Source organism: Pelomonas sp. Root1217 (genome assembly GCF_001425705.1).
In the GTDB taxonomy this organism is placed as follows: Bacteria; Pseudomonadota; Gammaproteobacteria; order Burkholderiales; family Burkholderiaceae_C; genus Pelomonas.
In genome coordinates this window covers 246,302-267,914 of sequence record NZ_LMDC01000027.1, presented here as the reverse complement: position 1 = coordinate 267,914, position 21,613 = coordinate 246,302, and the positions used below count along the sequence as shown (strand labels likewise).

Below are 21,613 nucleotides of genomic sequence, written 5' to 3'. Positions count from 1 at the left end.
GCATCGCTGGCCTGTCAACGGCAACAGGCGCTGGTCGCGCCCGGCACATCCTCTACCTGCACGATGAATTGCTCGCGGGCAAACGGGCGTGCACGATGCCCGGTAAGACTTAAAAGTTGAGACCTGACCCCGATCCTGCGCGAAAGCATGCGAACCTCCTGTGAGCTCGACGCCGAGCACTCCACAAGGAGGAAACGACGCCCCCGGAAATACCGGTACGCCAGCGGGCGGCTGGACGGGAGGTTCAATTTCTCCCCCTGCGGGTTGCACAGGAGCTTGTGGAGGCGGGGGTAGTTTGGTTAACGTTACCGATCCCGTCCCGGTTCAGACTAGCAAATAAACTCCGCGGAGAATTGAAATGAAAAAGCGGCGTTCAGTCGGAATGATCTTATTCTCCGCACCAATTTTTTTGTGGTCTACGGTTGAATTTTCAAAGTATGAATGGATATGGAATCGGACACAATATAGCATTGTTGCCGGCACAATCGCCGCCCTACTCAGTTTCATTGTTATGACTTTAGGGCTCTACTTTTTTTATGGCTCACATCAAAAAATAGCAGGACGGACAGTCTTATTGGGCGCCGCAATTCTAACCATTCAGCTCTTCAATATCGGAACAGATGGCTTTGCCCAAATGAGCAAGACCGAATCTATAGGGGATGGAAGTGAAGCGTTTGCTTTACGTTACGCAGCATTAGGAAGTTCCTGGACCGACTTATACGTAACAAGAGCGAAATGGCTGATACTTCGGGAAACCGATCATATTCATCAATACAGCTCGCCAACTGTCACACAGTTACAACGGAATGCCAACGGCATCCTTGAAGTACATCTAACTGAATATGGAAAACCAGATAGAGTTGATCGCTATTCGCCGAGCGATTTGCAGAATAAGCAGCACTCTCGCTAGCGGGCTTTATCGCTGTGATTTTGATTCAACTGCGCTTGGTGCAAACTTTTCAATCTATCTCACGGGGTCGAGGTCAAGTCTCACCGAGTGACCCTTTTGATTTTGGCATTCGGCTGTTGGCTGTTTCGCCTGATCCCTTGAAGAGGCCGAGCGTCGTGCGCAGCACGCTTCGTGAACTGACTCCGCGCAACTGTTTGACCGGAGCGTAGCGGCCGGAGTTTTGCGCGGGCCTCGGCGACCAAGACTAAGAAGGGACCGAGCGCAGCACCTGCGTGCTGCGCGACGCCTGTCGAAGGCCATGCCGCTTGCAAGCGGCATGCGGAAGCCGGCAAATACGCACTATCCACATCGGCACTACGCCCTGCGCCAGTGCCTCGCATGCTTGAATGAGCGCTCCCGCAAGCAGGCCGCCAAGAGCCCGCCGCAGCCAGGGGCAGCCAGGAGACAAACCATGACCACACTTCGGCAGCAGGCCAGCCGCCTCTTCGCCATCGCCGTCACGGCAACAGCCGCCCTCGCCACCACCGCCCACGCCGACCTCACCATCGGCCAGACCGCCGGCCACACCGGCCAGGTGGCGGCCAGCGTGGGTGAGGCGACGAAGGGCGCCAAGCTCTACTTCGACATCGTCAACGCCGGCGGCGGCGTCAATGGCCAGAAGATCAACCTGGTGTCGCTGGACGACAAGTTCGACCCCAAGATCGCCGTCACGAATGCCAAGCAGCTGATCGACCAGGGCGTCATCTCGCTGTTCCTGAACCGCGGCACGCCCCATACGCAGGCCATCATGCCGCTGCTGACCGAGCACAAGGTGCCGCTGGTGGGGCCGTCGACCGGCGCCATGGTGCTGCACAAGCCGGTGCACCCGTGGCTGTTCAATGTGCGCGCCACCTACCAGCGCGAGGCCGAGCGGGCGATCGAGCACCTGAGCCTGATCGGCATGGAGCGCATCGCCATCGTGCAGGTGGACGACTCATTTGGCGACGATGCCGTGCAGGGCGCCATGGCCGGGCTGACCAAGACGAACAAGAAGCCCGTGGCCCACGAGAAGTACGACCGCGCCAAGCCCGACTTCGGCCCCATCGTGCCCAAGCTGCTGGAGAAGCAGCCCCAGGCGGTGATGTTCATCGGCTCGGGCACGGCCGTTGTGCAGGGCATGAAGGCGGTGCGCGCCGCGGGTTCGAATGCGCAGCTGGTGACCCTGTCCAACAACGCCTCGATGGGCTTCATCAAGGACCTGGGCGACATCGGCTATGGCGTCATCGTCAGCCAGGTGTTCCCTTATGAACGCTCCATCGCCAAGCCCATCATCAAGGAGATCTCCGAGGCGGCCCAGAAGGCCGGCGTGGACGTGACGCCCACCGTCGTCGAGGGCTATGTGTCGGCCAAGGTGCTGGTGGAAGGCCTGAAGCGCGCCGGCAAGCAGCCCACGCGCGACGGCCTGCGCAAGGCGCTGGAGGGCATGAGCCGCTATGACCTGGGCGGCATCGAGCTGGGCTACAGCCCGACCGACCACAGCGGCCTGGACTATGTGGACCTGGCCATCATTGACCAGAACGGCAAGTTCCGCCGCTGAAGCGCTGACCCTGCGATCGCCCGCCCTCGCCTTCTTCTTCGCCCTCTTCCTCTTCTGCTAACGGCGCGGCTTCGCGCACACCCCAGCACCCCCCTCTTCCTCCCGATTGATGAAGGCGCCGGAGCGCACCGGCGCGCGCGGCCATGGAGGGCCGCCCAACTGCCCGCTCCCGCCGTGTGTTCTGCGGGATGGCGCCCGCTCGCCCCACGTCCAACAGTCCGCCGCCTAGGCCGGCGCATGCATGGGCCGCAGCAAGGCGAGGCAGGGACGTATGAAGAGCATCAAACAACATCTGTCCGACGACAAGCTGCTGGCCCAGCTCATCACCAGCGTGCCGGTGGACGCGCTGCTATCCACGCTGCAGATCGTCTCCACCACGGTGCTGTCCGATCAGACCGAAAAAGGCAGGATGTTGCTGGCCGCGGACGAGCAGGCGTTGGGTGTGTTCAACCTGCATCTGGTTCCACCGCCTGATGCAGTTCCCGAACGCGACTATTTCCTGTCCTTCGACGGCGCGCCTGGCGCGCGCACGGGCTTCCGGCTGGCGGTGTCGCTGGAGGAAGGCGCGCAGCGGCCGCTATTCAACCTGGCGCGCTCGGTGGCATCGCACGGCCTGGTGGCAGCCACGCTGGCGGCAGACGGCCAGTCGCTGACGGCCGCCCCGGGCAACCCGCCGGTGCAGCTCGTCGGCCAGGGCCTGTTCCTGGTGCTGCAGGGGCAGGCGCGTGGCAGCGTCAAGCTGAGCCTGTCACCCAACCGCGAGGCGCCGGACGACGTCGTCGTGCTGCAGGTGCAGCCGCCCACGGTGCTGCTGGGTGGCACCACCTTCGGGTTCGAGTTCACGCACGGCATCGTGCTGGACTTTTCCAGCGAGGCCGGGCCGGCGGACGGCGTGGTGGTCGACGGCGTTGCGCTTGCCACGCCTGCGGACGCGCCCGCCTGGCAGGGCATTGCCGTCAACCGCGCGCGCTTCTTCCTGCCCCAGGGCGTGCCCTTCCTCGGCGGCCATGCGGTGGACGCCTGGCTGCAGCTCGGCCTGCCGCCCACGCCGGGCATCGACCTCATCGTGAATGCCCAGGTGCCGGCCGACGGCGACCGGCCGGCCATCGCCGTGCGCATCGAATGCCGCGACCCCACGGCCACGGGGCTGGACGGCTTCGTGCCCACGTTGGTCGAGGCGGTGATGGAGCTGCCACTGAACGGCCGCACCGAGAACTTCGGCCACGCGCTGACGTTTGCGGCCGGCACGCCGGTGCTGGCGCGGCTGCGCTATGCGCGCAAGCCAGGATCGGCCGCCGCGGCGCCCGCGTCTGAAATGAGCCTGGCACTGGAAAGCCAGGGGCCGGACGGGCTGCTGAAGATCGACAGCACGCCCGGCGGCCTGGGCGCCAAGATCGCCGTCACCGCGGCCACGCTGGCCACCGCGCTGATTGCCCAGCAGCCACCGCCGCCCGGCGGCGACGACAGCGGCGTGGTGCTGCAGACGCTGCTGGTGGCGGCCACGGGGCTGTCGAGCTTCCTGGAGCACGGCGAGCTGGTGCTGCACGGCGCGGAGCTGATCAGCAGCGGTGCCAAGCTGCCGGGCGGCGACGCGGTGCGGTTGAAGCTCGACTATTCGGTGGCGGCCACCGTCACGGGCATTGACGTGGGCGTGCTGTCGGTGCAGATGCAGCCCAACCAGCCGCTGCGCGTGCGGGTGCGCGAGGTGGTGCTGAGCATCTTCCCCGACAAGCCCGGGCTGGAGAAATTCCACCTCGACTACGCCCGCAGCTCGATGGAGGTGGAGGACCCCGGCGGCTGGCTGGTGCAGGGGCCGGGCTCGCTCTTCGACGTGCTGGGCACACGCTCGGGCCGCGGCTCGATGTGGATCGAGGTGGACCTGCGCTTCAAGCTCGACCTCGGGCCGGTGAAGGTCAGCGGTTGCACCATCCGCGGCACGCTCGACCAGAACGGCAAGCTCAGCGGCGAGCTGCGCGGGCTGGAAGCGTCCATCGCGCTGCAGCCCATGATCACCGGCAGCGGCGCGGTGATGTTGACGCCCAATGGCTTTCGCGCCGCGATGGAAGCCAGCATCATGCCTCTGGGCGGTCTGGGCGCGAGCGCCGAGATCGAGACCGAAGGCGAGATGCTCAAGCTGGCGCTGGGCGTGGACCTGCCTGGCCCGCTGCCATTGGCCAACTCGGGCCTGGCGATCTACGGCGTGGGCGGCATGTTCGCGATCAACGCCAAGCCCAAGCCGGTGCCGGCGGGCGATGACCCGGTGCAGGCGGCGCTGGACTGGGACTACCGCGAGGCGGGCATGTTCGTGGAGGAAACGGGCGCCTTCAGCTTCGGCCTGGAGGCCGTCATCGGCACGGCGCCGGACATGGGTTTCACCTTCAGCGCCCGCGCCGGCCTGTTCGTGACCACCCCGGACATCATCGTGCGCGGCTCGGTCGAGGGCCGCTACATGGGCCCGCGCATGAAGATCGCACGCGGCGGCAACGACCTGTCGCTGCTGCAGGCCAAGGGCGTGATCCTGGTGGACCCGGCCGATGGCGTCACCATCGCCGTCGAGGGCGAGTACAAGATCCCGCACATCGTCACCACCACGGTGCCCGTGGGCGCGCATTTCCCGACGGAATCAGCGGACTGGTTCATTCATCTGGGCGCCGACGGTTACCCCGCCGAAAGCCGCGAGCGCGGCCCGGTGCGCTCGATCTTCCTGCCCGACATCGTGGGCCAGAGCTCCGACGCCTATCTGATGATCCGCGGCAACGGCATCAACAATTGGCCGCGCGGCGGCACCTTCTGCGCCGCCCCGGGCAGCTTCGTCCTCGCCTTCGGTGTCGGCTTCGACATCGTCTATGGCTTCAAGCCGGTGGTCTGGGCCGACGTGTTCGCGCGGGCCGACATCCTGGTGGCCACGCACCCGATGAGCTTCGTCGGCGCGGGCACCATCGGCGGCGGGCTGCACATCGGTATCTTCTCGGTGGGCATCGACGCGACCATCAACGTCGTGCTGGTGGACGGTTCCGACCCGCACGTGAAGGCCGAGCTGTGCGGCAGCATCGACCTGTTCTTCGACGAGATCCGCAAGTGCGTGACGTTGGAATACGGCAGCCCGTCGCCCAAGGACAAGGTGCCCGAGCCCGAGCACCCGCTGGATGGCCACGCGCATTCGCTGGTGGACGACCAATACCATCGCCTGGCGCCGCTGGCCACCAAGCCCGAGGATGCGACGCCCGAGAGTGCGGTGTGGCCCGACAGCATCCCGCTGCTGGCCTTCAGCACCGCGCCCAAGCTGTCGTTCGCCTCGGCGCAATTCCCCGATGCCGGCGGCTACCCCGAGGGCTTGCGTGCCAAGCCCCTCGGCAGCGATCTGCTCAGCTACGACTGGGAGCTGCTGGACGTGGCGCTGATCGACGCCACCGAGGCCGACGTGGTGGTCGCCGGGCCCTTCAGCAGTGCCTGGCACGGAGGCAAGCATGGCAATGCCGGCGGCCAGCCGCAGCCGGCCGAGCTGCTATTGCTGACGCCCTTTCGCGACCCGTGGATGCATGCGGTGGGCGACGCGGGCGCAGGCGTGGCGGGAAAGCCGCTGCAGGAGCTCGCCGACATCTGTCATCTGCGGGCGGATGCACATTTCGGCTGGGCGCTGGGCGGCTCGGCCGCGCGCGAAGGCAGTGGTTTCCGGTTGCCGCCCGACCCGCACAGCGCCGACCCGCTGCAAAGCCAGGTGCGGGCGCGCGTGGAGCTTTTGCTGACGCAGCCCGCGCAGGCCCCCGTCGTGCTCGACAAGACCGCGGCGAACCTGCTGCCCCTGCACATGGGCTACACCGGCCCGCGCGTGTGGCCGTTCGCGCCGCAGTCGCTGGACGGGCGGCAGTTCAACGCCTGGCTCGACCCCGGCGCCGTGCAGTTCACGCCGCGCATCGACTTCGCCTTCCAGCGCGTGCAGCCGCGGCACGACCTGCGCATCGTGCCCGACGAGGCGTTGACGCAGCCGCGCCTGTGGCTGGTGGTGCGCGCCACCGACTGGCAGGCCAATGCCGCCGGTGCGCGGCCCTTCGTCGTCGTCGACGACCTGGCGCGCCGCTGGGCACCCGATCTGCAAGCGGATCTGGGCGACGGCTGGCTGGCCGTGCGCTGGCTGCCGCCTGCCGACGGCGCCGTCAAGCTCATCGAGGCGAGCTGCGTCGCGGGAACGCGGCTGGGCTTGCTGGCGCTGGGCGGCATCACGTTATCGGCTGCCGCCGCCGCTGCGGCGCGCAATGCTGCCACGGCTGCCGAAGCGGCCAAACAGAAAAAGGCCGCCGACGACGGGCCGCCCAAGGCCGACGCGCCGGCGTCGCCAACGCGCCGCGCCGTGCTCGACCCCGGGCGGCTGTACCGCATCGATGTGAGCATGCGCTGGTCCGGCACGCTGTACGAGGTGGATGACAAAGGCCAAAAGCAGGTGCTGGTGCCCCAGGCCGCCGATGGCACGACCGACAGAATGCGTAGCTACTGGTTTCGCACCGCGCCGCTGCTCGGGGCGGGCGGCAAGCCGGCGCCCAGCACGCACGCCTACCTCGACCTGATCCACCGCAAGCGCGATTTTTTCGACCCGGCCATGCTCCAGCGCTACCTGCTGGGCTACGAGCCCGCGCAGAGCGAATTGCACCGGTTTGCCCACGACCCCGTGCGCATGCGCTTCGCACCGGGCCACGTGGCGCTGCTGGCCGCGGCCTACAAGTACGAGCTGCTGTGCGGCCTGCGCCGGCTCGACCAGCCCGAGGCGGTGGAGCCCGACCAGTTGCTCGTGCCCAAGCTCGCGTGGGTCACCAGCACCACACAGCTGGCCGGCAGCGCCGCCGTCATCGCCAATGCCTATCTCACCTCGACCTGCGGCCTGGCGCCCAACGTGGCCGAGCTGCGCGTGGACGTGAAGCTCACGCGCGACACCTGGTACGAGGTGTTCGCGCTGGCCCGTTCCACGCGGGAAGGCGTGGCGGACGGGCGGCTGCCCGGCGTGAGCTTTCGCACCTCGCGCTGGGCCACCGGCACCGAGATGCTGGCGGGCCTGCACTTCCCGATCAGCGGCCTGGCGGGTCACCCGCAGGGCGACGTGGCGCTGCAGCCCGGCACGGTGCTAGCCGCGCAGGTCAGCAAGGGGGACGCCGCCTTCGATGCCTTCCTCGACAGCCTCGGGATGGACGGCTGGCCCGCCGCCGCCGAGCCGCGCATCAGCTTGCTGTGGCTGCCGCCGGTGGCTGCGGGGACGCCTTGGCTGTGTGCCGGCGTGCTGATCGAATCGCCCGAGCCGGTGCACCGTGATGGCCGTTTCGATGTGACCGACCTGCAGCTCGTGAGTGGCGCCAACAGCGCCAACTTCAACGTGCGGCTGCGCGACCGCAGCGGCTCGCGGCTGCTGTTCGCCGCGTCCGCGCCCTTCGTGCCGCGGCGCACGCGGCGCGGCATTGGCTTTGCGTGGGTCATGCCCAGGCTGCGCCTGCATTGCACCGACCAGCCCATCGGCCTGCCACCCAAGCCGTTGCAGGGGCTGCTTGAAGTTCCGCTGCAGCCCAGTTTTGCCCAGGAGGCCGCATGAACAGCTGGCTCGTTGACCCGTGCTATTTCTCGGCCCACGCGGCGGCAGCCGGCATCGCCGCCCCCGACCCCGACCTGCCAAAGGGCACGCACCTGCGCCTGTTCCCGTCGGCCGCACTCGGCTTTCCGCTGGCGCCCTTTCTGGTGTGGCCGGTGGAGGCGTTTGCGACCGATGCGCCGGCCATGGACTGGTTCACGCGCGACCACCGGCTATTGCCCGCACTGAACCTGGACGCCGGTGGCGGCGAGCTCACCGGCCGCCGCCAGATGGAGGCGCCCAGCGACGCCCGCGTGGCCGGCATCGAGGCGCGCTTCCAGGGCAGCGGCGAGCTGGCCCTGCTCGACCGCAGCGGCAGCCGCGTCGTGGCGGCACGGTCTTCGCCACGCTGGCTGGTGGCCGCACCGCAGATCACCGGCCTGCGGCTGCGCGGCCGCGGCCGGGTCACGCTGCAGGGCTGGGTGATCTCGGCCGGGCGGGCGATCGAGGCACTGCTCGGCCAGCAGCCCTTCGCCAGCTTGTCGTTGCCGATCGAGGGCGATCAGCCCTGGTATGCCGGCGGCGAAGGCACCGCGGTTGCGCTGCAGCGCGCCGAGCGTGCGGCATCTGAGCGCTGGACCCGCCCCGACCGCCCCGACGGCCCCTTCGATGCGCTACCGCCCTCTGCCGAACGCGCGCGCGTGGCCGCCTTCCAGGCCGACCTGGACGACGACACCCAACGCCTGGTGGGCGACGCGGAGAAGCCGCCGTCACTGGTGCAGCGCACCCATCTCTGGGAGGCTGCCGTGGCTCTCAACGGCAAGCGCCGGCCGTGGCAGCGCGCCACCGAATGGGTGCAGAGCAGCCTGCTGATGAAGGCGCTGGACCCTGGCGCAGGGCGGTACCTGGGCACCGCCACGCTGCTGGACAACCTGCTCGTGCCTGACAACCCGTTCCAGCCACCCGGCGCGCGCGGCTGGCTGGCGGCGGGCCTGTTTGCCGTCGGCCCGGCCATGCGCTTCGAGCTGCCTGACGCCGATGCAATGGAACTGCAGCTGATCGAGCGGCTGATGCAACTGCAACCTGGGCTGCGCGGCCCGGCCGAACTGGCCGTGCAGCGCCACGGGCTGACGCTGCGCGCCTTCGTGGCCACGGCACTTGCCGCGCCGCCGCCCGACCTGCCAGCCGCGCCCGAGGTGCTGCTGGGCGATGCCGGCTGGCAGCGCGAGGACGAGGGGCCGAGCATTCGGTTCCGCCAGCAGCTGCGCATCGCCACACCGGCGCTGGCCACGCTGGTGGCGCTGGGCCGTCTCGAGGCCGACGGCTGGCGCACGCGCCATGACATGGTGGACCTGACGGCCGCCACGCCCGATGCCGACCCCGCCGAGCGCGCCGCCCCGCGCATGCTGGGCAATGCCGACAAGCTGCACGACGGCGTCTTCGGCATCGTGTCGGATGCCAACATCGACGCCGGCAACGCGCCCTGGAGCTACCGCGTGGCCCTGGCCGACGTGTTCGGCCGCTTCGGCGCCGCGACCGAGATCGTCGTGCCGACGCCGCCGCGGCCGTCCCTGCCGCAGCCGGTGCTGCGCTCGCACCTGCAACTGGCCGGGCGGGCGGCTGGCGACGCGGCGGCCGTGGCCGGCAGCGTGCGCTGGTCGGTGGTGGTGCCCGCGCTGCACGAGATGACGGCCGGCTCGCGGCCCTTGTCGCGCGTCGTGATCGACCTTGATGGCGCGCTGCAGGACGCCGCGGCACCGCAGGACGGCGGCGTGCTTCACTTCGATTTCGAGCTGCCGGCGCTGCTGCCGATGGAAAGCCGCGCCGTCACCGCGACGGCCCATTTTGAAGACGACGAGGGCACGCCCGGCCCCACCGTGGCAGCGACCATCGCCATCCACGACCCGCGCACACCGCCGGTGCCGCAGACCGGCATCGCCATCGTCTGGAGCAGCCGCCCGGCGCCGGCGACCGATGTCGAGTTCCGGCTGCGCTTCACCGGCGTGGCCGGCGCCCGCTACCGCGCCTACCTGGCGGATGCGCGTGGCCTGGAGATCGCGCTGATGGAGGGCGAGCGGCCGCGCACCCGCGCCGAGGTGGCCGTCGATGGCGCGCAGAAGGGCCTGGCTGGCCTGGGGTTGCGCGATCGTTTCCGCCTGCTCACCGACACGCCGCTGACGCCCGGCGGCGACGGCAGCGTGCTGTTCGACACGCGCCTGCCGCGGGCGCTGGAGACCGTGCAGTTCCTGCGCTTCGTGCCACTCAGCAGCCAGGGCAACGAGGCCGCATTCGAGAGCTGCCCGCTGCTGCCGGTGGCCGTGCCCAGCGACCGGCGCCCGCCCGCACCGCAGGTGGAGACCCGCGTCGACCCGGTCAGCGGCGTGGCCACCATCACCGTGCGCGCGCCTGGCCTGGACCTGGTGGCGCTGCGCGCCGCCGAGCCGGGCCTGTTCGACGAACCACCGGCCGCGGACGCGCGGCCGCCCGAGTACCGGCTGCGGCGCGCCAGCGGCGGCGTGCCCGAGGCGCTCTACGCCCGCGAGATCGGGCGGGGCGTGTTGAGGCGCGACGGCGAGGAATTCGTCGCCGAGGTGGACGACTCGCCAACGCCCGAGGGCTTGAGCGCCTACGTGCGCTACCACTACTGGGCCGAGCTGCGCATGCCGCCCGAGCGCCGCCTGCCGCCCGGCGTGGCCGAGATCCCGCTGCCCGCCGGCGCCGTCGAGCCGCTGCAGCCGGCGCAGCGCCTGGACGCGCCGAGCGCGTTCAGCAGCGCGTCCGCGCCCGCGATGGCCATGTTCGTGCCGGCGGATATCCCGGCGTTGCCGGACGGCAGCGTGACGGTAACGGTAGGCGCCGGTGCCGCAGCCGGCACGTGGCGGCTGACGCTGGCGATCCGCGGCGGCCCGGTGGCCCACCCACGTGCGGTGGGCGGCTTCAGGGTGCAGGTGCATCTGAAGCTGGATGACGGCGACTGGGCGCCCGAGGCTGCCGCGGTGCCGCTGGACAGCGGCGCGCTGGACCTCGTCATCGAGCGTGCCGTGCCTGCCGTGCCGCCGGTGCCGGCCTTGCAGCTGGCGCTGGTGCTGGTCGACCCGGTCGGCCGCGAGGCGCCGCTGCTGCGGGTCGCCGCCACGCCGGTGTGACGCCGGCGGCGGTGGCTCAGGCCGTCATTGCTCTGGCCACCAGCAAGGTGTCGGTGAACTGCTCGAAGGCCACCACCCGCCCCGCCTTCAGCCGCCACACGTGGGCCACTCGCGCATGCAGGTCCTTGTCCGTGGCGCGATGGCGGCCGCTGTAGTGGCCCAGGGCGACCAGCTGCTCGCCGCCGTCGATGAGTTGCTCCAGCGTGAAGCGATAGTCGTCCCAGTCACGGCCCAGCACGGCAAAGACGTTGCTGACCACGGCCGCGGGGCCGATCCAGGTGCCGGCACAGGGAAATCCGGCCATCTCCGTCCAGGCCACGTCGGGGGCCATGTCGGCCATCATGGCCAGGACGTCGCCGCGCGCCGAGGCGGCGTAGTGGTCGCTGACGATTTGCAGGTTGCTCTTCATGCCTGCCTCCGGCTCACGAGGCACAGCCATCGATGCTGCAGAGCGCGGCTGCGTCGCCCGGCTGCGCCGGCGCCTGGCCGAGCAAGCCTTGCAAGGCGGACGCGAAGTCCTGCGGCCGCCCCAGGTAGGCCGAGGCTTCTACGCGGCTGAGGCCGGCTTGAGTCTCCAGCACAAAGCTCGGGAATCCGCGCGCGCCCGTCTGCGCCATGAAGGCACGGGTCTGCTCGATGTGGGCCTGCACCGGGCCCAGGCTCTGGCGGCCGAGCTCGGCCGCGAATTCCGCCCTTGGCAGGCCGATGGCAACGGCCTGCTCTATCAGCACGGCGGGCTCGGCGATGCGGCGGCCCTGCACGTAATGGGCGGCCTGCAACTCGGCCAGCAGGTCGGTGCCACGGCCGGCGAGGGCCTCGGCGGCGAGGATGGCGGCGGTGGGCGGCTCGGAGTCGAACACGGCCTGCGGGTCGCACAGCAGGCCGTCACGGTAGGCGTCGCCGAAGGGCTGGCCGGTGGCCTGGGCAATGCGCTGGTCATGCGCCAGCACGTAGGCGCGCAGCTCGGGCGTGACGGGCTGCCGCTGCGGGCCGGTCATCATGCCGCCGGCATGCAGGCGCACCGGCAGCAGGTCGCGGGCCGCGCGCACCAGCGGCGCGGCGCCCCAGCACCAGCCGCACAGGGGGTCGTAGATGTAGTGGAGGACAGGGCTCGTCATGGTGCTCACCAGGCCATTTCGCCCTTGTTGACCTTGGCGCCGATGTCCAGGGCCATGCCCAGACCGGCCTGGGGATAGGCCTGCTTCATGGCGGCGATGAGGTCGGCGCCGGTCTTGGCCTTGGCGGCCTCGGCGTCGAAGCGGCGCAGGTAGTCGCGGGTGTAGCGGATGGCGCTGGTGTCCAGCGCGGTGCCGGCGGCCATGTGGCCGGGCACGACGGTGGCGGGCTGCAGGGCCTCGATCTCGTCGAGCTGGGCCAGCCAGGCCTGGCGTTCGGCGGGCTTCTGGGTGTCGGCCGTCCAGACGTGCAGGTTGCCGAAGATGGCGATGTTGCCGGCCACGGTCTTGATGGACGGGATCCACACATAGGGCCGGTGGGCCAGCAGGCCGGTGGTGCCGCGCACCTCGATGGTCTCGCCGTCGACCGTCAGGCTCGTGCCCTGCAGGGCCTCGGGCACGATGGGCTGCTGGGGCGCGTTGGCGCCCATCTTGGGTGACCAGAAAGCCAGCTTGCCGGCCAGCTTGGCCTGGATCTTCTCGCGCACGGCGGGCGTGGTCAGCACGCGGGCCTGGGGGAAGACGGTCTTGAGCGTCTCGGCGCCGAAGTAGTAGTCCGGGTCGGCGTTGCTGATGAAGATGGTCTTGAGCGTCTTGCCGCTGTCCAGCACGTTGGCGGCCACGCGCAGGGCGTCGGCACGGGTGAAGCCGCTGTCGATGACCAGGGCCTCGGTCTTGCCGCTGATGACGACGGCGTTGACGTGGAAACTGTTGCCGTCGGCGTTGTAGACCTTGACGTTGAGCGGGGCCTGGGCCAGGGCGCTGCCCGTGGCAACCATGCCCAGGGCCAGGGTGGGCAGCAGGCGGCGGGCGAGTTGGCTGAGAGGGAACATGGGCATCTCCGGTGGTGATCAGGGGGACGTGCCGAGGTGTCGGCGGGGTGTGGGGCGAACTCTAGGTTTTGCGGTATGGTTGATAAAGACCGATTCGGTTGACTATTTATTTCGTTTTTCGTCGCAATCAAAGAAAGAGATCATGGATCGCCTGACCGCCATGCGCGTCTTTGTCGAGGTGGCCGACCGCGCCAGCCTGACCCAGGCGGCCGATCAGCTGGAGATGTCCACCGCCATGGTCAGCCGCTATCTGGCGGCGGCCGAGGACTGGTTCGGCGCCCGGCTGCTGCACCGCACGACACGCCGCGTCAGCCTGACGGATGCCGGCAGCGCCGTGCTGCCCGCCTGCCGCCAGATGCTGGACCTGGCGCTGGAGACCCAGCACCTGGCCGCCGAGCGCAGCCGCGAGCCGGCCGGCCTGCTGCGCGTGACGACGCCGGGCTCGCTGGCCGAAGCGCAGCTGACGGCCGCGGTGGTGGATTTCCAGCGCCAGTACCGCCAGGTGGAAGTGATGCTGTCGGTGGCCGACAAACCGGCCGACCTGGTGGCAGAGCGGGTGGACCTGGCCGTGCGCATCACCAACACGCTGGACCCGGCCATGATCACCCGCCCGCTGGCCGTGTGCCGCTCGGTGCTGTGCGCCTCGCCGGCCTATCTGCAGCAGCACGGCACGCCGCGCACCGCCGACGAGTTGCGCCAGCACCGCTGCGTGGCGCACGCCTTCGGCATCGGCAAGCAGTACCGCTTCATGCGCGGCGCCGAACTGATTACCGTGCCGGTGGAGTGGAGCCTGCACACCAACGAGACCGCCGTGCTGCGCCGCGCCGTGCTGGCCGGGGCCGGCGTGGGCATGCTGCCGACCTACTACCTGGGCGATGATCTGCGCGCCGGCCGGCTCGTGCCGCTGCTGCCCGACCATGAACCCGAGGTGCTGGGCATCCACGCCATCTACCTGTCGCGCCAGCACCAGCCGCTGGCGCTGCGGCTGCTGGTGGATTTCCTGGCGGCACGCTTCGCAGGCGAGCCTTGGGACCGTGAACTGAACGCCGCCCCTGCGGCTGCGCACGAGGAGACTGCATGAACCAGCCCTTGCTCGACGTGCTGGCGCTGCTGCGCGCCGGCCAATGGGTGCAGGCGCACGACGAGGTGCAGCGCCACGGCTCGCCCGAGGCCGCCTGGCTGCATGCCCTGGTGCATGTGCAGGAGGGCGACCTGGAGGACGCCGAGTACTGGTACGGCAAGGCCGGCCGGGACTTCCAGAGCCGTCCTGGCCTTGCCGAGGAACTGGACGCGCTGGAGCGGCAGCTCCGTGAAGCCGCGGCGCCCGATTGACAGCCAGTTGGAATTAACCGACACCACACGGGCCGCTGCAACGCTAAGGTGCCGCCGCCATGAACGCCAACCTCTCTTCCCGACTCTGGGACATCTCGCCCACCGTCGCCCCCGACGCGCCCACCTTCCCGGGTGACGAGCCCTACAGCCTGCGCTGGACGGCGCAGCTGTCGCCCGGTTGCCCGGTCAATCTCAGCGCCATCACGATGAGCCCCCACGTGGGCGCACATGCCGATGCGCCGCTGCACTACGCCAACGACGCGCCGGCGATTTCCGACGTGCCGCTGGACACCTACCTGGGCCGCTGCCGCGTCATCCACGCCATCGGTGCCGCGCCGCTGATCACGGTCGCGCACCTGCTGCACGCCGAGGCCGACCTGCCGCCGCGCGTGCTGGTGCGCTGCTGCGACAAGGCCGACACGGCGTGGAACCCGGCCTTCACCGCCTACGCCCCCGAGGCCGTCGAGTGGCTGGCCGAGCGCGGCGTCAAGCTGATCGGTATTGACACGCCCAGCGTCGACCCAGCCGACTCCAAGGCCCTGCACAGCCACCAGCAGCTGCGCCGCCACGACCTGCGCGTGCTGGAGAACCTGGTTCTCGACGACGTATCCGAGGGCGATTACGAGCTGATCGCCCTGCCACTCAAACTCCAAGGCGCCTGTGCCAGCCCGGTACGCGCCGTCCTGAGGGAACTGCCATGACTCTCGATGATGCCAAGCGGCTTGACGCCGCCGACCCCCTGCGCAGCCTGCGCGAGCTGTTCACGCTGCCCGACGGCGTCACTTACCTGGATGGCAACTCGCTGGGCGCCCTGCCCCGCGCCACACCCGAGCGCATCCAGCGCGCGGTGGAGCAGGAGTGGGGTCAGGGCCTGATCAAGAGCTGGAACACCGCCGGCTGGATCGACCTGCCGCGCCGCCTGGGCGACCGGCTGGCGCCGTGGCTGGGCGCGCGCCCGGGCGAGGTGCTGGTGGCGGACTCGACCTCCGTCAACCTCTACAAGGTGCTGCACGCAGCGCTGCAGTTGCAGCAGGGCAAGCGCAAGGTCGTCATCAGCGAGCGCAGCAACTTCCCGACCGACAACTACATCGCGCAGAGCGTGGTGCGGGCGCATGGCGGCGAGCTGATCCTGACCGAGACGCCGGAAGACATCCCGCCGCTGCTGGACGAGCGCTGCGCCGTGCTGATGCTGACGCATGTGAACTACCGCACCGGCCGCATGCATGACATGGGTCTGCTGACGCGCTGGGCGCAGCAGGCCGGCGCGCTGGCCGTGTGGGACCTGGCGCACAGCGCTGGCGCAGTGCCCATCGACCTGCTGGGCAGCGCGGCGGACTTCGCCATTGGCTGCGGCTACAAATACCTCAACGGCGGCCCGGGCGCGCCGGCCTTCGTGTGGATGCACCCGCGCCACGAGGGCCAGGTGTGGCAGCCGCTGACCGGCTGGCTGGGCCACGCCAACCCCTTCGATTTCGACAGCGAATACCAGCCCGCGCCGGGCATCCAGCAGTACCAATGCGGCACGCCGGCGGTGCTGGCCATGACCGGGCTGGACACGGCGCTGGACGTGTACGACGCGGCGAACAAACTGGGCGGCATCAAGGCGCTGCGCAACAAGTCGCTGGCGCTGACCGAGGCCTTCATCGGTGGCGTGGAGGCGCGCGTGCCGGGCGCCGTCATTGCCACGCCGCGGGACTCGGCCATGCGCGGCTCGCAGGTGTCGTTTTCGCTGCCCCAGCGGATCGATGGCTATGCGGTCATGCAGGCGCTGATTGTCCAGGGCGTCATCGGCGACTTCCGCGCCGGCGACCCCGAGCTGCTGCGCTTCGGTTTCGCGCCGCTGTACAACGGTTTCGCCGATGTGGCGTGCGCGGTGCGGGTGCTGGGGGACATCCTTGACTCACGCTCCTGGGACGCGCCGCAGTTCACGTCTCGCTCGAAGGTGACCTGAGCATGTCCGATGTTCAACACCACGGCGCCCAGCTCGATTTCTCCAAGGACATGAGCTATGGAGACTACCTCCAGCTCGACGCCATCCTCAGCGCCCAGAAGCCGCTCTCGCCCGACCACAACGAGATGCTCTTCATCGTGCAGCACCAGACCTCGGAACTGTGGATGAAGCTGATGCTGCATGAGCTGCAGGCGGCCATCGCCAACGTGGCGGCCGACCGCCTGCCCGAGGCCTTCAAGATGCTGGCGCGGGTGTCGCGCATCATGGAGCAGCTGGTGCACGCCTGGGACGTGCTGGCGACGATGACGCCGCCCGAGTACAGCGCGATCCGCCCCTACCTGGCCAAGAGCAGCGGTTTCCAGAGCGCGCAGTACCGGCGCATCGAATTCATGCTCGGCAACAAGAACGCCGCCATGCTCAAGCCGCACGAGCACCGGCCCGACCTGCTGGCCCAGGTGAAGCAAGCCTATGACGCGCCGTCGCTATACGACGAGGCGCTCAAGCTGATGGCGCGCCGCGGCATCGCCGTCCCCGCCGCTAACCTGGACCGCGACTGGACCCAGCCGCATGTAGCCGACGAGGGCGTCAAGGAAGCCTGGCTGACCGTCTACCGCGCACCTGAGAAAAACTGGGACCTCTACCAGATGGGTGAGGAGCTGGTGGACCTGGAGGACGCCTTCCGCCTCTGGCGCTTCCGCCATGTGACCACCGTGGAGCGCGTCATCGGTTTCAAGCGCGGCACCGGCGGCACGGGCGGCGTCAGCTACCTGCGCAAGATGCTGGACGTGGTGCTGTTCCCGGAGCTGTGGGCGCTGCGGACAGAGTTGTGATGTCGATTCCGGCGGTGCTCGATCGTCGTTCCTAGCCCGGCCCGTCGGCCGGGTTTCGGAAAGGCCCCATGAAGCTCCTCCTCACCTCCGCCGGCATCCGCAACGCCAGCATCCATGCCGCGCGGCTCGACCTGCTGGGCAAACCCATCGCCGAGTGCCATGCGTTGTGCATCCCCACGGCGCTGTACGGGCATCCGCAGGGCACCCCTGACAACACCTGGCGTTTCATCAGCGGCCAGGAGCCTGCCACGCCAATGTGCGAGCTGGGGTGGAAGTCGGTCGGCGTGCTGGAGCTCACCGCGCTGCCGAGCATCGACGAGGCGCGCTGGCAAAGCTGGGTGCGGCAGGCGGACGTGCTGCTGGTGAACGGCGGCGATGCGCTGTACCTGTGCCACTGGATGCGCCAGTCGGGGCTAGCCGAGCTGCTGGAGTCGCTGCCCGAGATGGTCTGGGTGGGCCTGAGCGCCGGCAGCATGGTGATGACGCCGCGCATCGGCGACGCCTTTGTCGAGACCAAGCCGCCCATCACCGGAGACGACAAGGCGCTCGGCATGGTCGATTTCGCGATCTTTCCCCACCTGGACTACCCAGGCTGGCCAAGCAACTCCATGGCCGCCGCGGAGGTGTGGGCCGCCGGCATCGGCTGCCCGGCCTACGCCCTCGACGACGAGAGCGCCATCAAGGTGGTGGACGGCAGGGCCGAAGTCGTTTCCGAAGGTCACTGGAAAGCCTTCGGCCGCCAGTGACCGCGAACGTGACCCCCGGGCGGGCCGCACCCCGGCTCCTACAATCCGCGCCACCCCTTTCCACGACCCGGCGCCCACCCGGCGCGAGTCTCTCAACGAGGTCCTGACGCCATGGACACCCGCACCCACGAAACCCGCCTGCGCATCGAGCGCCTGCGCGACGCCCTCAACGCCCATGGCGTGCATGCCGTGCTGGTGCCGTCCAGCGACCCGCACCTGTCCGAATACCTGCCCGACCGCTGGCAGGGCCGCGAATGGCTGTCGGGCTTCACCGGCTCGGTCGGCAGCCTCGTCGTCACGCGCGACCAGGCCGCGCTGTTTGTCGACAGCCGCTACTGGGCGCAGGCCGAGGCGCAGATTGCCGGCAGCGGCATCCAGCTGGAAAAGATGAACTCGGGCGCGTCGACGCAATACATCGACTGGATCGCCAAGGCCCTGAAGCCTGGAGAGTCGATTGCCGTGGACGGCCAGGTGCTGGGCCTGGCCCTGGCCAATGCGCTGCGCACGGCCCTGGGCCGCGCCGGCATCACGCTGCGCACCGATCTCGACCTCGTGCAGGACGCCTGGGACGGCCGCCCCGGCCTGCCCACCGAACCCGTCTACGAACATGCCGCGCCGCAGGCCGCCGTGTCCCGTGCCGACAAGCTGGCCCGCGTGCGCGCCGCCATGGCGACGGTGCAGGCCACCCACCACCTCGTCTCCACCGTGGACGACGTGGCTTGGCTGCTGAACCTGCGGGGCAGCGACGTGCAGTGCAACCCGGTCTTCATCGCCCACCTGCTGCTCGACCCGGCCGGTGGCCGCCTCTTCATCGGCGACGGCAAGGTGCCGGCCGATGTGGCGGCCCGCCTGGCGGCCGATGGCATCCAGCTGGCGCCCTATGAACAGGCCGCATCCGCCCTGGCCGCCCTGCCCGCTTCGGCCAAGCTGCTGATCGACCCGCGCCGCGTGACCTTGGGCCTGCGCGAAGCCGTGCCCGCGGGCGTGGCCGTCGTCGAGCAGATCAACCCGAGCACGCTGCTGAAAAGCCGCAAGACCGCCGCCGAGGCCGCCTTCATCCGCGAAGCCATGGCCGAGGACGGCGCGGCGATGTGCGAGTTCTATGCGGAATTCGAGGCGTCCCTCGCCCGCGGCGAGCGCTGGAGCGAGCTGGACGTCGACACCAAGCTGACAGCGCAGCGCAAAAAGCGCCCGGGCTTCGTGGGCCTGAGCTTCTCGACGATTGCCGGCTGGATGGCCAACGGCGCCCAACCGCACTACCGCGCCACGCCCGAGTCGTTCGCGCAGATCGAGGGCAACGGCCTCCTGCTGATCGACTCCGGCGGCCAGTACGTCGGCGGCACGACGGACGTCACGCGCGTCTGGCCCATCGGCACCGTCAGCGCGGCGCAAAAGCGCGACTACACGCTGGTGCTCAAGGGCACGCTGGCGCTGTCGCGCACCCGCTTCCCGCGCGGCACGCTCAGCCCCATGCTGGACGCCATCGCCCGTGCGCCGCTGTGGGAGCACGGCCTGGACTATGGCCACGGCACCGGCCACGGCGTGGGCTACTTCATGAACGTGCATGAGGGCCCGCAGAGCATCAGCAAGGCGATTGCCGAGCCGGCCATGGCCATGGAGCCCGGCATGATCACGTCCATCGAGCCGGGCCTGTACCGGCCGGGCCTGTGGGGTGTGCGCATCGAGAACCTGGTGCTCAACGTCGCCATCGACACGCCGGAGAAGAATGCCTTCGGCGAGATGCTGGAGTTCGAGACACTGACGCTGTGCCCCATCGACACGCGCTGCATTGACACGAGCCTGATGCGTGCCGACGAGATCGACTGGCTGAACCGCTACCACGCGACCGTGCGTGAGCGCTTGAGCTCGAAGGTCAGCGGCGCGGCCCTGGCCTGGTTGCTGCTGCGCACCGCGCCGTTGGCGGCCTGATGCGCGCGCTGGCTGCGCTGCTGCTGTGTGCGGTAGGCGCGGCCACAGCACACACGCGCTACGAAGGCCTGTGCGATGCCTCGGCAGCGGTGGCGTTGGATGCGCGTCATTTCGTTGTTGCCGACGATGAGCACAACCGGCTGACTGTCTACAGGCGCGGCGAGGCCAAAAGCGTCGGCGGGGTCGACCTCGACAAGTTCCTGAAGGCCGACAAGGAAGCCGATCTCGAAGGTGCGGCCCAGGTCGGCAGCCGCATCTACTGGATCGCCTCGCATGCGCGCAACAGCGCGGGCAAGGTGCGCGAGGATCGACAGCGTTTCTTTGCCACCGAGATCCGCGGCGCGACGGTAGAGCCCGTGGGCCAGCCCTATACGGCGTTGCTGGCCGACCTGTTGACGGCGCCAACCCTGGCACCACTGAAGCTGTCCGATGCGACCCAGCGCGCTGCCGAGGCGGAGGGCGGCTTCAACATCGAAGGCCTGGCCGCAGCGCCCGATGGCAGCCTCCTGATTGGCTTGCGCAACCCCATCCCGCAGGGCCGCGCACTGGTCATCCCGCTGCTGAACCCGGCCGAGCTGGTGGCGGCCAAGAGCCCGGCGCGCTTTGGCAGCGTCATCCGCCTGGACCTGGGCGGCCGCGGCGTGCGTTCCATCGAGCGCGTGGGCAACGGCTATCTGATCGCCGCTGGTCCGCCGGCTGACGCGGGCACGTTCGCGTTGTTCCGCTGGAGCGGCAAGGCCACCGATGTGCCGACCCCGGTCAAGGCTGAACTCGGCACGCTGCGGCCGGAGGCGCTGTTCGCCTGGCCCGATGGGCAGGTGACGTTGCTCAGCGACGACGGCGGCGTCATGGTGGGCAAGAAAGCCTGCAAGGACGCGGACAAGGGGAAGCGCGCCTTCCGCGCCCTGGATATCAAGCCTTAGCCAGGCGCTGCCGCCTCAGCGCCAAGCCCGCCAGCGCCGGCAGCAGCAGGGCGAGCGTCGAGGGTTCGGGCACGCTGTTGGTGATGTAGGCCGCGCTGGTGCTCGCAGGCGTCCACCAGATCGCATTGGTCTTGCCCTGAATGGAATAGGCAAAGGCATTGACGGCGGGGTTGACGCGATCGAAGACGAGCAGGAAATCGTTGAACGCCCCATCGCCGATGACGGCATTGGCGCCGCGCGCGATGGCGCCGATCGCGGTCTGCGTCGTGCCCTGGTTGGCGATGCCGACTTCGGCCAGCGTGTACTGATGGCCGGCGATCTCGATGTCGATGCTGAGGAAGCTGGCGATGGGGTCGGCCTTGTTGGCCGTGTCCCAGCTCAGGCGGACGTCGACCTCGCCATCGAAGCCAGGGTATTGCGTGCCGGCATTGGTGAAGCCCGAGGCCTTGAGCTCCAGTGTGACGGGGCTGGCGAATGCGGCGCTGCCCAGGCTCAGGGCAAGGACGACAGCAGCGCGGGTGAGGACGGATGAAGCGAAGGACATGGAGTGCTCTCAGGTTGAAGACATGTCCAACTTAGAAGCACTTCCCCGCCCTCTCTACCCCCGAGCCACTGGGCCCTCGCAGGGGAACTGCGGGGCCGGATCGGGCACTACATGCGCGTGTGCTGACGCTATGCAAACCTCAGAGCGCCGGCTTGAGCGCGGTGTTTGTC

Annotated in this window: 16 protein-coding genes; 12 read left to right on the top strand and 4 right to left on the bottom strand. The window is 69.2% G+C overall.

Features of this window, described 5'->3' with window-relative positions; translation table 11 throughout:
• The first annotated feature begins 358 nt into the window (after positions 1-358).
• The 4 genes from ASC95_RS30815 (at position 359) to ASC95_RS18915 (ending at position 11,180) form a co-directional block, all read left to right on the top strand.
• Entirely contained in the window at positions 359-910 is a 552-nt protein-coding gene (locus ASC95_RS30815) for a hypothetical protein (protein WP_157256398.1), read from the top strand.
• Between the two features lie 451 nt (positions 911-1,361).
• Positions 1,362-2,486, top strand: coding sequence for an ABC transporter substrate-binding protein (locus tag ASC95_RS18925; RefSeq protein ID WP_057299256.1), 1,125 nt, complete (start codon positions 1,362-1,364; stop codon positions 2,484-2,486).
• Positions 2,487-2,757: 271 nt separating this feature from the next.
• Entirely contained in the window at positions 2,758-8,058 is a 5,301-nt protein-coding gene (locus ASC95_RS18920; RefSeq protein WP_057299255.1) for a hypothetical protein, read from the top strand.
• A complete protein-coding gene (locus tag ASC95_RS18915) occupies positions 8,055-11,180 on the top strand; it encodes a hypothetical protein (RefSeq protein ID WP_057299254.1) in 3,126 nt (1,041 codons plus the stop codon). Before ASC95_RS18920 ends, ASC95_RS18915 begins: the two co-directional genes overlap by 4 nt.
• A 16-nt stretch (positions 11,181-11,196) precedes the next feature.
• On the opposite strand, the gene ASC95_RS18910 is transcribed toward ASC95_RS18915, so the two are convergent.
• From ASC95_RS18910 to ASC95_RS18900, 3 genes are read right to left on the bottom strand one after another with little or no spacing between them, the layout of a single operon-like run.
• Positions 11,197-11,589: a nuclear transport factor 2 family protein gene (locus ASC95_RS18910; protein ID WP_057299253.1), complete on the bottom strand. Its 393-nt coding sequence runs from the start codon at positions 11,587-11,589 to the stop codon at positions 11,197-11,199.
• Positions 11,590-11,602: 13 nt separating this feature from the next.
• On the bottom strand, positions 11,603-12,298 hold the full coding sequence (locus tag ASC95_RS18905) for a DsbA family protein (protein WP_057299503.1): 696 nt from the start codon (positions 12,296-12,298) through the stop codon (positions 11,603-11,605).
• Positions 12,299-12,303: 5 nt separating this feature from the next.
• On the bottom strand, positions 12,304-13,188 hold the full coding sequence (locus ASC95_RS18900) for an MBL fold metallo-hydrolase (RefSeq protein WP_057299252.1): 885 nt from the start codon (positions 13,186-13,188) through the stop codon (positions 12,304-12,306).
• Positions 13,189-13,330: 142 nt separating this feature from the next.
• On the opposite strand from ASC95_RS18900, the gene ASC95_RS18895 reads away from it, so the two are divergent.
• From ASC95_RS18895 to ASC95_RS18860, 8 genes are all read left to right on the top strand, one after another.
• A complete protein-coding gene (locus ASC95_RS18895) occupies positions 13,331-14,269 on the top strand; it encodes a LysR family transcriptional regulator (protein WP_057299251.1) in 939 nt (312 codons plus the stop codon).
• Positions 14,266-14,520, top strand: coding sequence for a hypothetical protein (locus tag ASC95_RS18890; RefSeq protein ID WP_057299250.1), 255 nt, complete (start codon positions 14,266-14,268; stop codon positions 14,518-14,520). The genes ASC95_RS18895 and ASC95_RS18890 overlap by 4 nt, the downstream gene beginning before the upstream one ends.
• A gap of 59 nt (positions 14,521-14,579) precedes the next feature.
• Positions 14,580-15,221, top strand: coding sequence for an arylformamidase (gene kynB / locus ASC95_RS18885; protein WP_057299249.1), 642 nt, complete (start codon positions 14,580-14,582; stop codon positions 15,219-15,221).
• Complete coding sequence (gene kynU / locus ASC95_RS18880) at positions 15,218-16,471, top strand: kynureninase (RefSeq protein WP_057299248.1); 1,254 nt, start codon at positions 15,218-15,220, stop codon at positions 16,469-16,471. Before kynB ends, kynU begins: the two co-directional genes overlap by 4 nt.
• A 2-nt stretch (positions 16,472-16,473) precedes the next feature.
• Positions 16,474-17,301 (top strand): tryptophan 2,3-dioxygenase, encoded by an 828-nt coding sequence (gene kynA / locus ASC95_RS18875; RefSeq protein WP_082567919.1) that lies wholly within the window; start codon positions 16,474-16,476, stop codon positions 17,299-17,301.
• A 68-nt stretch (positions 17,302-17,369) separates the two neighbouring features.
• Positions 17,370-18,047: a Type 1 glutamine amidotransferase-like domain-containing protein gene (locus ASC95_RS18870; RefSeq protein ID WP_057299246.1), complete on the top strand. Its 678-nt coding sequence runs from the start codon at positions 17,370-17,372 to the stop codon at positions 18,045-18,047.
• A 111-nt stretch (positions 18,048-18,158) separates the two neighbouring features.
• Entirely contained in the window at positions 18,159-19,976 is a 1,818-nt protein-coding gene (locus ASC95_RS18865) for an aminopeptidase P family protein (protein WP_057299245.1), read from the top strand.
• On the top strand, positions 19,976-20,899 hold the full coding sequence (locus tag ASC95_RS18860) for a DUF3616 domain-containing protein (RefSeq protein WP_057299244.1): 924 nt from the start codon (positions 19,976-19,978) through the stop codon (positions 20,897-20,899). Before ASC95_RS18865 ends, ASC95_RS18860 begins: the two co-directional genes overlap by 1 nt.
• Here ASC95_RS18860 and ASC95_RS32000 read toward each other — a convergent pair.
• Positions 20,889-21,443, bottom strand: coding sequence for a PEP-CTERM sorting domain-containing protein (locus ASC95_RS32000; RefSeq protein WP_057299243.1), 555 nt, complete (start codon positions 21,441-21,443; stop codon positions 20,889-20,891). The genes ASC95_RS18860 and ASC95_RS32000 overlap by 11 nt on opposite strands.
• Positions 21,444-21,613 lie beyond the last annotated feature (170 nt).